This is a genomic window from Streptomyces sp. NPDC058665, from assembly GCF_042714995.1.
Taxonomy (GTDB): Bacteria; Actinomycetota; Actinomycetes; order Streptomycetales; family Streptomycetaceae; genus Streptomyces.
The window spans coordinates 64,570-77,744 of sequence record NZ_JBHXRX010000014.1; the positions used below are offsets into that span (position 1 = coordinate 64,570).

13 protein-coding genes, 1 tRNA gene and 1 pseudogene are annotated in these 13,175 nt (G+C 68.3%); 6 read left to right on the forward strand and 9 right to left on the reverse strand.

Going from position 1 to position 13,175, the window contains the following annotated elements; all coding sequences use genetic code 11:
- Positions 1 to 102: 102 nt before the first annotated feature.
- Positions 103 to 486 (reverse strand): annotated as a pseudogene (locus tag ACFWV8_RS11595) (HNH endonuclease); the annotation flags it as partial.
- A gap of 193 nt (positions 487 to 679) precedes the next feature.
- Here ACFWV8_RS11595 and haaT point away from each other — a divergent pair.
- From haaT to ACFWV8_RS11620, 5 genes are all read left to right on the forward strand, one after another.
- Positions 680 to 3,454, forward strand: a complete 2,775-nt coding sequence (gene haaT, locus ACFWV8_RS11600; RefSeq protein ID WP_384199961.1) for a cyclophane-containing RiPP biosynthesis TPR protein HaaT — start codon at positions 680 to 682, stop codon at positions 3,452 to 3,454.
- A 121-nt stretch (positions 3,455 to 3,575) separates the two neighbouring features.
- Complete coding sequence (gene haaA / locus ACFWV8_RS11605; protein WP_384199963.1) at positions 3,576 to 3,767, forward strand: HaaA family cyclophane-containing RiPP peptide; 192 nt, start codon at positions 3,576 to 3,578, stop codon at positions 3,765 to 3,767.
- A gap of 13 nt (positions 3,768 to 3,780) precedes the next feature.
- Positions 3,781 to 4,941, forward strand: a complete 1,161-nt coding sequence (locus ACFWV8_RS11610; RefSeq protein WP_384199965.1) for an FxsB family cyclophane-forming radical SAM/SPASM peptide maturase — start codon at positions 3,781 to 3,783, stop codon at positions 4,939 to 4,941.
- Between the two features lie 66 nt (positions 4,942 to 5,007).
- Entirely contained in the window at positions 5,008 to 5,487 is a 480-nt protein-coding gene (gene haaN, locus ACFWV8_RS11615) for a cyclophane-containing RiPP N-acetyltransferase HaaN (RefSeq protein ID WP_384199968.1), read from the forward strand.
- Positions 5,488 to 5,685: 198 nt separating this feature from the next.
- A tRNA-Arg gene (locus ACFWV8_RS11620) sits at positions 5,686 to 5,758 on the forward strand.
- Positions 5,759 to 7,155: 1,397 nt separating this feature from the next.
- Here the strand turns inward: ACFWV8_RS11620 and ACFWV8_RS11625 are convergent.
- From ACFWV8_RS11625 to ACFWV8_RS11635, 3 genes are read right to left on the reverse strand one after another with little or no spacing between them, the layout of a single operon-like run.
- Positions 7,156 to 7,311, reverse strand: a complete 156-nt coding sequence (locus ACFWV8_RS11625; RefSeq protein ID WP_384199970.1) for a hypothetical protein — start codon at positions 7,309 to 7,311, stop codon at positions 7,156 to 7,158.
- Complete coding sequence (locus ACFWV8_RS11630; protein WP_384199972.1) at positions 7,308 to 7,544, reverse strand: hypothetical protein; 237 nt, start codon at positions 7,542 to 7,544, stop codon at positions 7,308 to 7,310. The genes ACFWV8_RS11625 and ACFWV8_RS11630 overlap by 4 nt, the downstream gene beginning before the upstream one ends.
- The gene (locus ACFWV8_RS11635; protein ID WP_384199974.1) at positions 7,541 to 7,894 is read right to left on the reverse strand and encodes a hypothetical protein; all 354 of its coding nucleotides are present in this window, start codon (positions 7,892 to 7,894) and stop codon (positions 7,541 to 7,543) included. The genes ACFWV8_RS11630 and ACFWV8_RS11635 overlap by 4 nt, the downstream gene beginning before the upstream one ends.
- A 186-nt stretch (positions 7,895 to 8,080) precedes the next feature.
- On the opposite strand from ACFWV8_RS11635, the gene ACFWV8_RS11640 reads away from it, so the two are divergent.
- Positions 8,081 to 9,307 carry a multiprotein-bridging factor 1 family protein gene (locus ACFWV8_RS11640; protein WP_384199976.1) on the forward strand — a complete coding sequence of 409 codons (1,227 nt, stop codon included), beginning with the start codon at positions 8,081 to 8,083 and terminating at the stop codon, positions 9,305 to 9,307.
- Here the strand turns inward: ACFWV8_RS11640 and ACFWV8_RS11645 are convergent.
- From ACFWV8_RS11645 to ACFWV8_RS11665, 5 genes are all read right to left on the reverse strand, one after another.
- Positions 9,288 to 9,950 (reverse strand): HAD family hydrolase, encoded by a 663-nt coding sequence (locus ACFWV8_RS11645; protein ID WP_384199978.1) that lies wholly within the window; start codon positions 9,948 to 9,950, stop codon positions 9,288 to 9,290. The genes ACFWV8_RS11640 and ACFWV8_RS11645 overlap by 20 nt on opposite strands.
- A gap of 89 nt (positions 9,951 to 10,039) precedes the next feature.
- A complete protein-coding gene (locus tag ACFWV8_RS11650; RefSeq protein WP_384199980.1) occupies positions 10,040 to 10,276 on the reverse strand; it encodes a hypothetical protein in 237 nt (78 codons plus the stop codon).
- A gap of 20 nt (positions 10,277 to 10,296) precedes the next feature.
- Positions 10,297 to 10,518, reverse strand: coding sequence for a holin (locus ACFWV8_RS11655; RefSeq protein ID WP_384199982.1), 222 nt, complete (start codon positions 10,516 to 10,518; stop codon positions 10,297 to 10,299).
- A 10-nt stretch (positions 10,519 to 10,528) separates the two neighbouring features.
- Positions 10,529 to 11,302, reverse strand: coding sequence for an N-acetylmuramoyl-L-alanine amidase (locus tag ACFWV8_RS11660; protein ID WP_384199984.1), 774 nt, complete (start codon positions 11,300 to 11,302; stop codon positions 10,529 to 10,531).
- Between the two features lie 66 nt (positions 11,303 to 11,368).
- Complete coding sequence (locus ACFWV8_RS11665) at positions 11,369 to 13,174, reverse strand: glycosyl hydrolase family 28-related protein (protein WP_384199987.1); 1,806 nt, start codon at positions 13,172 to 13,174, stop codon at positions 11,369 to 11,371.
- Position 13,175: the final 1 nt, after the last annotated feature.

A 13,175-nucleotide genomic window follows, 5' to 3' on the forward strand; every position in this document is an offset into this window, starting at 1 on the left:
CAACGCCCGTCACGTGGGACGCTTTCCTCGACACGAGGCGATGAGCATTTCGCGACCATACGCAAGCGCATCCCCCTCTACTAGAAGGTCCATGCGGAGTGCTCAGTGTGACGCCTGGCGGGCGCCGCCACATTGATCCTTGTGACCGTGCCAGAGGACGAACCGGGTCGACAGTCGGTCGCCCGGGTCTGGGCGTCGCGACCGACTGCCCGTGGAGGGCGTCTATGGCCTGCCCGGCCCGGCTACGCGCGACATACAGCCGAGAGACCTGGATCCGCAGATCGGGCAGAAGCCCCCAGCGCTCCAAGGTCGAAGAGCGCGTGGTGCAGTGAACACAGCGCCAGGCCGTTGTTCGCTTCTTCGGGACCATCCTGGCTGTGCCACTTCACATGTGCGGCTTCAAGACCCACCGGATTTGCGCCCAAGTGCGCCGTCGAACCCGCAGAAAGCACAGGTGTGCGCGTAGGCATGGAGCACCTCCTCGGCAGCGGCTGGAAGACAGCCAATGACCTGGAAGGAACTTGACCAGCTCTCATGAGGGCTGCTCCGCTTGGGCAGTTGGGGTGTCGAGCTCGGGGGTTGTCTACGTGACCAGGTTGGTTCGTGGTGTGCTGTGCCGCGCGGGAAGCGTAAGAGCAGATTCGGCCTACCCCGACACAAGGACGGAGACTGACCCCGCATGACGCTTCGGCGCGGGATCGTCATCACCCTCGTGGCCGCCGGGGGCGCCGTGACGACGATGCTCGTGGGGCTCGTCACCAACGCGGTGTCCGAGTCGCGGTGGCCGGGCTGGCTCGGGTGGTTGCAGCAGCACGCCTGGTTCTCCTTCGTCATGCTGGGCGTGGCCATGGTCGGGTTGACCGTGCTCCTCGCGGCGCTGTCTGAGACCCGTACGCCGACGCGGCCCGAACCACTTCCCCTGCCGGACGACGGCCCGGAGCCGCCGGGAGCCGCTCTGGTGCTGCGATCACTGCCTCGTGACACCACCGCATTCACCAACCGCAACGCCGAGTTGGAGACACTGGTGCGCTCCGTGCGAGAGTCGCAGGAGAGCGGCGCGGCGCTGCCCGTGCATGTGATCGACGGAATGCCGGGGGTCGGCAAGACAACGTTCGCAGTGCACGCGGGACATGTGCTGTCGGACCGGTTCCCGGACGGACAGCTCTTCGTGAACCTCAACGGGCATACAACGGGCCGGACTCCCGTGCAGTCCACTGAGGCGCTGGCCTCGTTGCTCGCGGCCAGCGGAGTGCCGACGCAACAGATCCCCGTTGGCGAGGACACAGGTGCGGTCACCGAGGCGCGGGCCGCCATGTGGCGAAGTCGGCTCGCGGGAAAGAAGGCGCTGCTCATCCTCGACAACGCAGCCAGTTACCGGCAGCTCCAGCCCTTGATTCCGGGCGGCAATGGCTGTCTTGTACTGGTGACCAGCCGGAAACGGCTGGCGGTGGACGAGGAGGTGGTCCTGCCGGTGGATGCCTTGCCGCCGGAGCACGCGGTCGATCTGTTCGTTCAGCTCAGCGCCCGGCCGCCCGGCTCACTCGACCAGGCAGTGCTCGCGGAACTGGCCGAACTGTGCGGATACTTGCCACTCGGGGTATCGATTCTCGCCGCGCGGCTGCGCCACCGTCCGTCATGGACTGCCCAGGACCTGCGGGCGCGGCTCGTAGCGGCAGGCGATCGGCTCGGAGAACTCCGGGCCGGGGAGCGCGCCGTTGCCGCGGCGTTCGAGTTGTCCTATCGCGACCTCGAACCGGACCGGCGGCGATTCTTCCAACGCCTCGGCTTCTACCCTGGAACCGATCTCGATTCCTACGCCGGAGCCGCGCTCGCCTCCGTCTCGGTGGCGACGGCGCGTGAGCGCCTCGACGCTCTCTACGACGCCCATCTGATCGACGAACATCCGGGAAGCCGTTACCGACTTCACGACCTCCTCCGCGACTACGCCCGCGGTCTCGCCGACGAGGGAGGCACCATGGAGCACCTTCAAGCCGTTCAGCGTATGTGCGCCTATTACCTGACCGCTCTGGCAGTCGCGAACAGGCATATCCTTCGCAGTGGCGCCCTCGCACCGGCACCGCCCGACGGTGTGCCCCCGGCGGAGGTCCCACCCATGGAATCGCGCACGGTGGCCCTGGGCTGGCTGGAGGACGAGCGGGCCAACGTACTGGCCTGCATCCGGCGGGCGAACAGCCTCGCCCTACACGAACTGGTGATCCGCATGGCCGCGGCCATGGCTCCGTTTCTGAGGCAGGCCGGCCCCTGGGACCAGGCAGTTGGGCTGCACCGCACGGCTGTCGAGGCTGCCCGGCACACCGGCGACCGGCGGGCGCTGGCCGGTGCTCTTGCCGAACTCGGAGTGGTGAGGCGCTTCATGGCCTCCTACCCCGAGGCGATTGATGCGCTCAACGAGGCGGCGGCGGAGTACGAAGCGGTCGGCGAGAAGCGTGGCAGGGCCGATGCGTTGAACCAGGCGGGCATTGTCTGGTACATGGTCGCGGACAACGAAGCCTCAGCCCGCGCCCAGACCGAGGCTCTCTCCCTCTACCGCGAACTCGGCGACAGGCTCGGCCAGGCGAACGCGCTCGCGGACCTCGGCATGGTGCGCCGGCAGACCAGCCGCCTGGACGCGGCCTTGGACACGCAGACCGAGGCCCTGTCGATCTACCGTGGCCTGGGGGATCGCTACGGAGAGGCAAACTCTCTGCGAGATCTGGGCGTCGTGCACTGCCTCTTAGGTGAGTACGGCGTGGCCACGCGGCGACACCGCGCGGCGTTCGACATCTACCAGGAACTCGACGACCGGGTCCACCAGGCCTACGCCCTGAACGAGCTCGGAGTCGTACAGCGCCTGACCGGCGATCTCGCCGGCGCGCGCGAGGCGTACACCCAGGCGCTGGAGCACTACACCGAACTCGGCGAACGGTTCGGCCGCACGAACAGCATCCGCCACCTCGGGGTGCTGGACCGGGTGGAAGGGAACGCCGCCGAGGCGATCCCGGTGTTGGAGGACGCACTGAGTTCTTATCGCGAGCTCGGCAGCCGCGGTGGCGAGGCGGTGTGCCTGGGCGAGTTGGGCGTGGCCCGGGGGATCGTCGGGGAGCGGGAAGGCGCGGTCGACGCGTTCGGGCGAAGCCTGGAGATCCTGACGGAGCTCGGAGACCGATGCGGGAGGGCCGAGGTCCTGAACCACTGGGGAAGCCTTCTGCGCTCCTCTGGCGAACCGGCTGCCGCACGCAGGCACTTCGAGCAGGCACTGGGACTGGCTCGGGTCATCAGCTGCCCGCTGGAGGAAGCGCGGGCGCTGGAGGGAATCGGCCGCTGTGACTGGATGGCCGGCGGGCGGGCGCGGGCGGAGAGCTCGTTGCGTGAATCACTTGATATCTACCGGCGATTGGGTGTGGACAGTGCGGCTCTCACCGTCGAGCGGCTGTTGACAACAGGGGTGGGGTGAGCCGCATACGTGAACCGCGTACATGGCCGGATTCCACAGGCCACCGTGGGTAGTAAGACTGCTACGTTGCGGGGCCGGCCTCTCGCTTCGAACGCCGCCGCCATGTCACGAGGAGCGTTGAATGCTGTCGAACACATCACTTACCGCGCCGAACGCCACGTCGCCCGTCAGAATCCAACCGACAGAGGGGCCGGCTGTCCTCGACCGGATCGCCGTGCGTGTACGGCAGCGACTGGCCGCCGAACAGGCAGCGACGACCCAGACCGGCGATGGTGGTCACGCGGCGTCGCTGATCTGGCCCTGGCCGCTGTAAGCACTCTTCCTCGATGACGCCGCACGAGGGCGACACCCCCTTCCGAACATTCATTCTCAAAGTCGCCAACCGCTGCAATATCGACTGCGACTATTGCTACGTCTTCAACTCCGCAGACCAGGCGTGGCGAGGCCTGCCCGCTCGGATGAGTGTGAGTGTGGCCCGGGAGGCGGGGCAGCGAATCGGTGAGCACGCCTCGGCGCACGGCCTGCGCGGCGTGCATGTCGTGCTGCATGGTGGAGAACCGCTGCTCGCCGGCCCTCGGCACATGGGCGAGTTGCTCTGCGCAGTACGAGAGGGAGTGCCTGCCGGCACGGAGATCCACTTCGAGCTTCAGACCAATGGCACACTTCTCACGGATCCCTGGCTGGACCTTTTCGAGCGGTACGAGGTTGTCGTGGGCGTCAGCCTCGACGGACCACCGGATGCGAACGACCGGCACCGGCTGACCCACACCTCGCGATCGAGCGTCGCGTCGGCCGTACGTGGTATCGAACTCCTTCGATCCCGGCCACACCTGTTCGCCGGACTTCTCGCGGTGGTGGACCTGGTCAACGACCCGGTCGTGGTGCACGACTACCTGGCGTCTTTCGAGCCGCCGGTGATCGATTTCAACCTGCCGCACGGGACACACGACGATCCGCCGCAGCGCGACGACCCGACCGTGCCCGAGTACGGGCTGTGGATGAGCCGCGTCTATGACACCTGGCTCACCAGGCCGCAGCATCGGCACAGCGTGCGGATGCTGGAGGACATCGTGGCCCTGAGTTCCGGCGTGCGCGGCTCAGTGGAAACCCTCGGCCTTGCACCGCCTACAAGCGTCGTGATCGAGTCCGACGGATCGATCGAGGGCGTGGACACTCTGCGGTCTGTCGAGGAGGGCGCGTCCTGGCTGGGGTTCGACGTCATCGAGCACTCCTTCGATCAGGTCCTTCGGCATCCGAAGCTCCTGCACAGGCAGTACGGCAAGGCAGCACTCGCCGAGCAGTGCCAGAATTGCCCTCTGGTGGAGGTGTGCGGAGGTGGCTACCTCCCGCACCGCTTCAGCACCGCTCGCAACTATCGGAACCCCTCGGTCTACTGCGCGGATCTGGAGTTCCTCATCCGGCATGTCCAGGGGTCGTTGTCACAGCACGGCTGGGACGCTCACGCGCCGACGGGCCCTCCCTCGTGAGCCGTGCCGCCGCGACGGGATCAGGCGTTGGAACGTAGGAATGAAGCGCTGAAGGAGCGACTGGAGATGCTGATGACCGTGTCGATCCGCCCCGCTGAAGAGCAAGACGTCATCGGCGTGGCCCAACTCATCGAGGAGATCGAACGGTTCTACGGATCGGCCGAGATCCAGACATTCGATGAACGCCACGCGCAGGTGAAGGAAGCGCTCTTCGGCTCGCCACCACTGGCGTCCGCACTCCTGGTGGAGGATGAGAACGGCGATCTGGTTGGTCTCGCCGCCTACTCGTTCCTCTGGCCGGCTGCGGGCTCGTCCCACTCCCTCTTCCTGAAGGAGCTCTACGTCCGGGACACCCTTCGCCGCCAAGGCATCGGCGCACGCCTCATGGCCGAACTCCGCGCCTTGGCCGCAGCACGGCCCGGGTGCAGCCGCGTCGAATGGATGACGGATCACGACAACCCGAGCGCACGGGCCTTCTACAAAAGGCTGGGGTTCACGGAGTTCGACGGGAAGATCGTCTACCGAGTGGACACGGGCACGGTCTGAGGACGGGCACAGCCGCGATGCCACCAGGAATGGCGGCATATCGCCGTTACACGGACAGGCGTGCCCTGGGCCCCGCGTAAGAACCCGAGGTACCGGCGCCAGCTCACCCGCTACACTGTTCGCGGTGGTCCACCCCTCGTGGGCCAGGCCGCCGCCAGCCTGTCGGCTAGCTTCTGCACAAGCTTTCGGCAGATCCCCGCCTCCGTAGCTCAGGGGATAGAGCACCGCTCTCCTAAAGCGGGTGTCGCAGGTTCGAATCCTGCCGGGGGCACGCTTGTCCCCCGCGCGACCTGGACGTTCTCGCGAACGTTCAGGCACGTTGGGGGACGTTCGAGCACCTTCGAGCACGGTCGGGAACCAAGATCGGCTCCCATTCTGCTCCCACTTGATCTTGCTGTAATCCCTGGTGAGCGCCGCCGTACGCGCGAGCGGACTCCCGTGCCTACAGACACAGCAGGCGCCCGACATTGACGTCGATCAGCGGCACATCAAGGTCCAGCACACAGCGCGACCGGTCCGGCTCCTCCGGCTGCTCGGGCTGCCCCGGCGGGTCCTGGTCACCCCCGTCCTCGCCGCCCCCTGGCGGCCACTCAAGGCCCGTACTCGGCCCGGGATCCGGGGACCCGGATGGGGACGGCTCCTCCGGCGGTTGGGAACTGAGTCCGCCGGAGGGCGAGATGGAGGCCTCGCTATGGGCCGGCGGTGTAGCCGACGGCGCCTCAGATACGGACGGCCCGCGCGCAGGCGCGACGCTGCCCCGCGTCGGCGCTAGCGACGGCACATGCGGGGGCGCTGGCGACGGCGCACGCGGCGGCGGACTAACGGTCTGCGACACGGTCACCGTGGGGGCCGACAGCGGCGGACGCTCACCGCCCCCGCCCGGCCACACTGCGACCGCTAGGGCGCCCGTTCCGATGGCCGCCGCGACCACGCCAATTGCGACCGCCCGCTGCTCACTATGCATCTCGCGCCACCAATCCACCGGGTGGGTCAGCGCGCCTACCGCCGCTCCACCTTGTAAAAGACGGAGACGGGGCCGTGCCGATACCGCCGCCTTGTGCTCCTGGTGATACACGGCGAAAGCTCTCTCGACCACGAGTAGGAGTTGCGCGCGGCGTTCCGGTGAAGGCTCCCGCTGAGCCATTGCCAGGGTGTCAGCTATCGCTTCGAGTTGAAGGTCCAGCGTCCGAAACCGCGTGCGCTTTCTGTCCATTGCCAACCTCGTACGATTGCCTGGGATTTCTGGTGTTCAGCCGTCGCAGTGCCGACATCCGACTCGGCCCCGGCGATCAACCGGAAACGCTTCTCCGCTCTTCGGTAAGCGCTTGCTCTTGAGGTGGGGGGTGTGTGTGGGGCGAGTGAGGGCGATGTGCTCACCGTGACGCGGCATATGCGTGGTGTCAGCAACAACAGGCATATTGCGCCTGGACCGTTATATTCCGCACGCCAAGTGACGGCGGAAGCCGCCACCTCCAGACAGAGGTGGCGGCCGTGAGTGAGCGAAGCACGCGAACTGCGGCTCGGCGAGCTGCTCCCCATCGCGGGCCGCGCTCGACGTGCCCGTCGGGACCCCGGCCGGCGGCCAGGGGGACAGCCGCCGGCCGGGGCGTAAGACCCTCGCCCGTGCCCGCGCCGCCGCGGCACGGGCGAGGGAGTCTCAGGGGGCGGTCAGATGCGGGGCAGGGGGTAGGTGCGGCCGGTCAGTGTCTTCTGGCAGAGCTCCTTGTGGAGCCAGATCGTGCCGCCTCCGCCGGAGCCCTGCTCGACACTGCGGCTTTCACCCTGGCCAGCGGCAATGGGCTTGTCGCATCGGGCGCAGATCACGGGCGCATCGTCTCCTTGTACGTATCCCACAGGGCTTGGCCCTTCTCACAGCGGCCTTCCGGCAGTTCGAGGCAGCCGCAGATGGCCCGCACCAAGTGGTCGAGGTAGGCGTTGTACGCGTCCTGGACTGGCCCGTCGTTGATCCGTCGCGCGGTGCTGGTCCGGTCGGAGACGCGCTGCATGCGGCCGGCACCCGATCCGCCAGGGTGAAGGTCCCAGCGCTCGCCGCTCATACGGCCACCTCCGACGCCGACGGCTGCGGTCCGAGCGCGTCTTCGAGCGCGGCACGCAGGGCATCCGCGTCCGTCAGCCACCGATCTTCCCCAGGACACATCCGCCAGTGCGGCCCCGGCCCCCGCGTACGACGTGGCGGCGGGATCGTCACATGCCCCGTGTCGACACGGGTGGTCGCGACGTCCCAACTCTCCCCGGCGCCGACGGGGATGAGCCAGTAGAGCGCCATCTCGACCGGGTCATCGACGACGGCACCGCAGCGGGAGCCCAGGATGTCCAGGGCGGTGAGTCCCAGATAGCGAGGTACGCGGATCGCGTCCCAGTCCGTGGGGGTGTGTGTGGCTGGCATCGCGGCTCCTCTGCGCACCGACCTGTCGGTTGAGCCACCAACAGTGGCCCTATCGCAGGTGGTTCACGAGGACTTACAGAGGTCTTTTGCCGGTCGAGATGCGGACTTTTGCGCTGTCGTATGGGTGAATGCTCGCCAAGGAGAGGGCCCGCTGCAACACTGATCTCGAACCGATGGAGGTGCAGTGTGAGGCAGTCGACAGGAAATCCACGTCTCAAGGCCGCCCGGATCGCGGCGGGGTATGCCTCGCAGCAGGAACTCGCGACCGCGCTGGGGGTCGGCGTACGGCAGGTGCGTCGGTGGGAGTCCGACACCCCGCCGTGGCCCCACCCCGACCTTCAGCAGGCTCTCACAACAGCACTCGGACAGAATCTCGGCGACCTCGGATTTACCATCCCGGACGGACGCGACCGCCCCGACGGTGCTTCGCGGCGCCCCGCTCTTTCCGCGCCTTCCGGGCACGCCACAATCCCCACGCAGGCCCCGGCTGTCGTCCAACCCGCCACCGTTGCGGCTGACTTCGAAGCGGTGACCCGGTCACACCGACGACTCTATTGGTCGGTCGCCCCGGCCACCCTCCATCCTTCTGCACTCGCGCACGCCACCCTCGGCTGTGCCCTCCTCACCGAGACTGCCGGCCAGACCCGCCGCGCCGTGGCCGCAGCCGTCGCGGAGTCGTACCTACTGGCGGCCCGCATCGAGTTCTTCGACATGCGTGAACCCGACCGTGCGACGGCCACCCTGCTGCGCGCGCTCCAGGCAGCGGGCGAGGCTGATGACTCCCTGCTGGGGTCGGCGGTGCTCGCGCACATGGCGTTCGTCCCGGCATGGGCAGGGCGACGGGATGCTGCGGTGGAGCGGATGGTGGCTGCGCGAACCTATGCGCGGCGCGGCGCGGCGCCCGTCGGCCTCCTCGCGTGGCTTGATGCGGTGGAAGCCGAGTGTGAGACGCGTTGCGGGCATACCAGAACGGCGCTGCATCTGATCAGGCACGGCGAGGATCTGCTCACCGCAGGTGGACCGTACGACAGCCCCGATTGGCTGGACTGGTTCAGCCCAGTGCGCTTGTCCGCGTTCAAGGGCAACACGCAGGTCAAGGCCGGGCATCTGCCGCAGGCGCGGACCACGCTCCTTGGCGTCCTCGATGAGTTGCCCGCCACCGAGGACAAGCAGCGGTCTGTGGTCCTCGGCGACCTCGCAGCAGTCGAGGCCGCCGCCGGGGACCCTGAAGCGGCTTGCCGTTATGCGGTTCTGGCGCTCGATCAGCTCGCGGTCACCTGGTACGCGATGGGCATGGATCGGGTAACGGAAGTCCGGCGGGCGCTCGCGCCGCACCAGCACGAGCAGTGCGTGCGCGAGCTGGACGACCGGCTGTACGGGTGGGCAACGACCGTCAGTGCTCTGACGCGTTGAAATTGGCGATTGCCCCGGGGAGTTCGAGGAGGCTCTCCACTCGAAAGGTGGGGAGCTTCTCCGCCTCCTCCGTTGTCCACTGGATGGTCGCCCACGGCCCTCGGCGGACGAGCGCGGTGTGCATTCCGGCGGCGGCGCCGGGCCGGAGGTCGTTGTCAACCCGGTCACCGACGTACAGGATCTCGCCCGGCCCGTAGGGCACGACGTCGGCGACGCGCTCGAAGAAGAGCGGATCCGGTTTGCTCGCGCCCCAGTCGTCCGAGGTGCCGATCAGGTCCACGTCCTTGGTGAACAGCTCTCGGAGGATGCCGCCGGCGCGTACGGTCTGGTTGCCCGCGATGCCCAGCCACAGCCCTGCCGCGCGCAGTTCGGCGAGTGCGGGACGGACATCCGGATACAGATCGTCCTCGCCGAAGTGCTCCGGCTGGCCGGCGGCTGCGCGGGCTTCGCGCTGCTCGTACAGGTCAAAGCCGGGGGCGAACTCCTGGAACGTCTCCCGATAGTCGCGGCCCTGGGCGATGACCGCGCCGAACATCGCGGCGAAGGTGTGTCGGGGGACGCCGAGCCAGTCGGCCCAGGTCCCGTACTCCTTCGACTCATCCACCAGGCACTCGCCGACGTCGAATACGACTGCTCGAATCATGTACCTGATCGTACGTATGGCTGAGTTCGGAACGCACGAAGCCGCCCCCGCTCCGACCGAAGTCGGGGCGGGGGCGGCGGGGCGTTGCGTCAGCGGAGTAGGGCGATGAGGCCGGTCGCGGTGCCGGCTACTCCGGCGAGGGCGGCGACGGTGGGCAGGGGCCAGCGGGCCCGTTCCAGAGTGCGGAGCCGTTCTTCATGGTCGGCGACGTCGTCGCGGATGTTCTTCTGCTCGTCCAGGACGGTGTCGAGCTTGTGCTCGATCCGGTCGACGGCTCGCCCCAGCTTCTGTACCTCCTGGTAGGTCTGTGCCGGGCTGATGTACACACCCGGATCCTGTGGCGTGGTCACCGCGGAGGCCTCGGGGTGTGCTTCGCCTTCCAGCCCGCGATGGCCGTGATGGCGGCCGGTATGAGGGCGAGCACGAACGGGGTGAGCCCGTCGGGCAGGGAGCTGATCAGGCGCGCGTCGTCCTGGACGGCGGCGAGCGACGCCAGGAGTCCGGTCGATCCGACGTACGCTGCGGCGATCGCCGCGGTGACCTTCTTCTCTATGGGTGCAGCAGCCATGGCAGTTACCTCACTTTTTGGGGAGCGTCAGCACGAGGCCGATGCGCAGCTCGCTGGGGTTGGGGACCTCGGCCCGGTTGAGGGCGGCGATCTCCATGTAGCGGGAGCCGTCCCCGAGCTTGGCGGCGGCGATGCCCCACAGGCTGTCGCCGTCCTTGACCTTGTACGTCGCGGGCGCGGGGGGCTTGGGCTTGGTCTTCAGCCGTACACCGATCGCAGCCTGCATCTTGGGCCAGTCGACACCGCGCGGGTCGATCTTCCCGGGCTGCCAGTCAAGGTGGCGGATGACCGACGGGGCGCCCCACTTGTGGACGCGGCAGACGGCGGCGGCGGCCTTCTCCATGGCCGCCACCTGGACGGCCGGCCACGGGTCCTTGCCGTCGCCCAGGTTCTCGCACTCGAATCCGTAGAAGTGCCGGTTCCCGTCCGTGCTGGTCTCGTTGTCCGCCGGCAGCGCCTTCTCTGCGATGACCGCGCGAAGGACGTCGTCGTCCCCCGAGCCGGCGTGGTTCGCGCGTCCGTAGCCGACGAGGTGGACCTTGCCGTCCTTGGCGATCACGCCGTGGCACAGCGGCCCCGGCAGACCGGCGTACCCGTGCTGGCAGATCCGGACGGTGGCCGCGGTGCCCTTGGTCACGGTGTGGTGCATCATCACGCCGTACACCGGGCCCCACGGGCCCATGTGGTTGCGGTTGTGGGTTTCCCAGTCGCCGACCTCAATCACGGTCAGGCCTTCGTCGCGCAGGCACTTGGCGAACTGGGCGGCGCTCATGGGTGTAGCCATGTCGTCCTCCTCAGGGCAAGCAGGAAGCCTCGGCCGGAACGGCGCGGGGCTCGGGTGGGTCTGCGTCTATGCGGGCTCGACCAAGAACCAGACGACGGTTGACGTCTCGGTGTTGCTGCTCGACGTGATCGTGAAGCCGACACCGGGGTCCTTCGTGACGGAGAGGTGGCCAAGGGTCCCGCCGGCCGTCTGCCGGATGGGGAAGACCCGGGTGGTGGCCGTGACGGAAGTGTTCGCGACGGTGACCGTGCCTGTCGCCAGGGTGGCCACGCCCATGCGGGCGTTGGCGCCTTCGGCGATCGCGATCCCGCCGCCGGCCGACCCGAGGTTGAGGGCCTTCGCCTGGTTGGCCCAGATGTTCCACTGGCCATCGGACTGACCGGAGGCCGCGGCGAGGTAGCCGCCGACGGTGAAGTTCCCGCCCACAGCGGACGGGGCCGCGAAGACATCGACCGGGGCGTCGGTGGTGCCGGTGCGTTCGGCGATGTTCAGTCCCCGCCGGAGAACCGCGTTGCCGCCGCCGTCGGACCAGCCAGCCTCGTCCGCATGGAGGAACCCGGCCGCCACGCTGACGTACGAGCAGTCGGCGACCCGCACCCCGTACTGCGGGGAGTTCTCCTGGGTGCCGTCATCGTCGGTGCCCGGGTAGCAGGTGACCATGCCCACGATGACGGGCAGTTCCGCGCCGTCACATGCGAGGCCCGCGTAACCGCCGCCGCCCGCACCGTCGTTGCGGCCGTCCCTCCTGGTGAGGAGGTTCTCGATCTGGATCGGCGGGTTCCCGGTCGCGTCGATCAAGACACCGCTGTTCCCGTTGCGATCCGTAGAGCAGTCGCCGAGGAGCATGCCACCGGACCCGGTGCCGGTCGCCCAGTCCCCGGTCAGGTGGAAGCCGTTGCCCACGTTCCACTCAGCACGGCAGCCGATCGCGTGGCTGTTTGCCGCGTTGGCGATCTCGAAACCATTCGCTCCGTTGCCGATGGCCTGGCAGTCGACCATGGTGATGTCGGTCATCACCTCAACGGCGAAGCCGTGCCAGCCAACGTTGTCGACCATCACCCTGTGCAGCCGCCACGAGTACGGGAAGAACCCGCCGTTGAACTCCGTGTGGACGCCGGCGCCGGTGACCCGCCGGATCGTCACGTCCCGGAGCCCGACATTCTGGATGTTGCCTGCGGCCCGGATCCCGTCGACGCCGGGGGCCTCAAGGTCCGACCCGTCGATCATCACGTTCAGGATGCGGTGCTCGGCCGAGATGGTGGAGTAGCCGCCGTCGATCTCGTCGAGGAACAGGATCACCGCGCCGCCCACGAAGCTCGCGAGGGGCTTGAGGTAGCACGGCGGGTCGACGAGCCCGACCACGGTCATCAGGTTGGCGTGTGTGCCCATCAGGGTCACGGCCGGCGGGATCGTCAGGGGAACGCTGGTGCGGTACGCGCCGACCGGGAGGTAGACGACGCCGCCCATCGGGCACGCGGCGAACGCGGCCTGGATCGCCGCGGTGTCGTCGGTGACGTTGTCCCCGGCTGCGCCGAAGTCCTTCACGTTGAGCCAGTCCCGTACCGACCCGGCGGCGGCCACGTCGTCGTCGCCCGCGTCGCGCGCCACCATCCACGCGCGGGCCGTACCACCGGCGTCGGCCCACATGCCGGTCACGCCGTCGGGCCCGGCGAACGTGGGGATGCCGCCCTGCTCGTTGGTGACGATCTCGGTGGTCGGCTCACTGGCGGCGTTGAGGAGGTCGGTGTACTGGGTGCCTGCGTCGGCGGCGGACCAGAACGTCAGGACCGTTCCGGCGCCGATTCCCCACAGGCCGTCCGTCGGGCGGACCACGAAGTCCGCGATACCGCGGCCGAACTGGAAGCGCGCCATG

Coding starts and splice junctions, on each gene's coding strand:
- haaT (WP_384199961.1), top strand. CDS start 680: ATGACGCTTCGGCGCGGGATCGTCATCACCCTCGTGGCCGCCGGGGGC.
- haaA (WP_384199963.1), top strand. CDS start 3,576: ATGCTGTCGAACACATCACTTACCGCGCCGAACGCCACGTCGCCCGTC.
- ACFWV8_RS11610 (WP_384199965.1), top strand. CDS start 3,781: ATGACGCCGCACGAGGGCGACACCCCCTTCCGAACATTCATTCTCAAA.
- haaN (WP_384199968.1), top strand. CDS start 5,008: ATGCTGATGACCGTGTCGATCCGCCCCGCTGAAGAGCAAGACGTCATC.
- ACFWV8_RS11630 (WP_384199972.1), bottom strand. CDS start 7,544: ATGAGCGGCGAGCGCTGGGACCTTCACCCTGGCGGATCGGGTGCCGGC.
- ACFWV8_RS11635 (WP_384199974.1), bottom strand. CDS start 7,894: ATGCCAGCCACACACACCCCCACGGACTGGGACGCGATCCGCGTACCT.
- ACFWV8_RS11645 (WP_384199978.1), bottom strand. CDS start 9,950: ATGATTCGAGCAGTCGTATTCGACGTCGGCGAGTGCCTGGTGGATGAG.
- ACFWV8_RS11655 (WP_384199982.1), bottom strand. CDS start 10,518: ATGGCTGCTGCACCCATAGAGAAGAAGGTCACCGCGGCGATCGCCGCA.
- ACFWV8_RS11660 (WP_384199984.1), bottom strand. CDS start 11,302: ATGGCTACACCCATGAGCGCCGCCCAGTTCGCCAAGTGCCTGCGCGAC.
- ACFWV8_RS11665 (WP_384199987.1), bottom strand. CDS start 13,174: ATGGCGCGCTTCCAGTTCGGCCGCGGTATCGCGGACTTCGTGGTCCGC.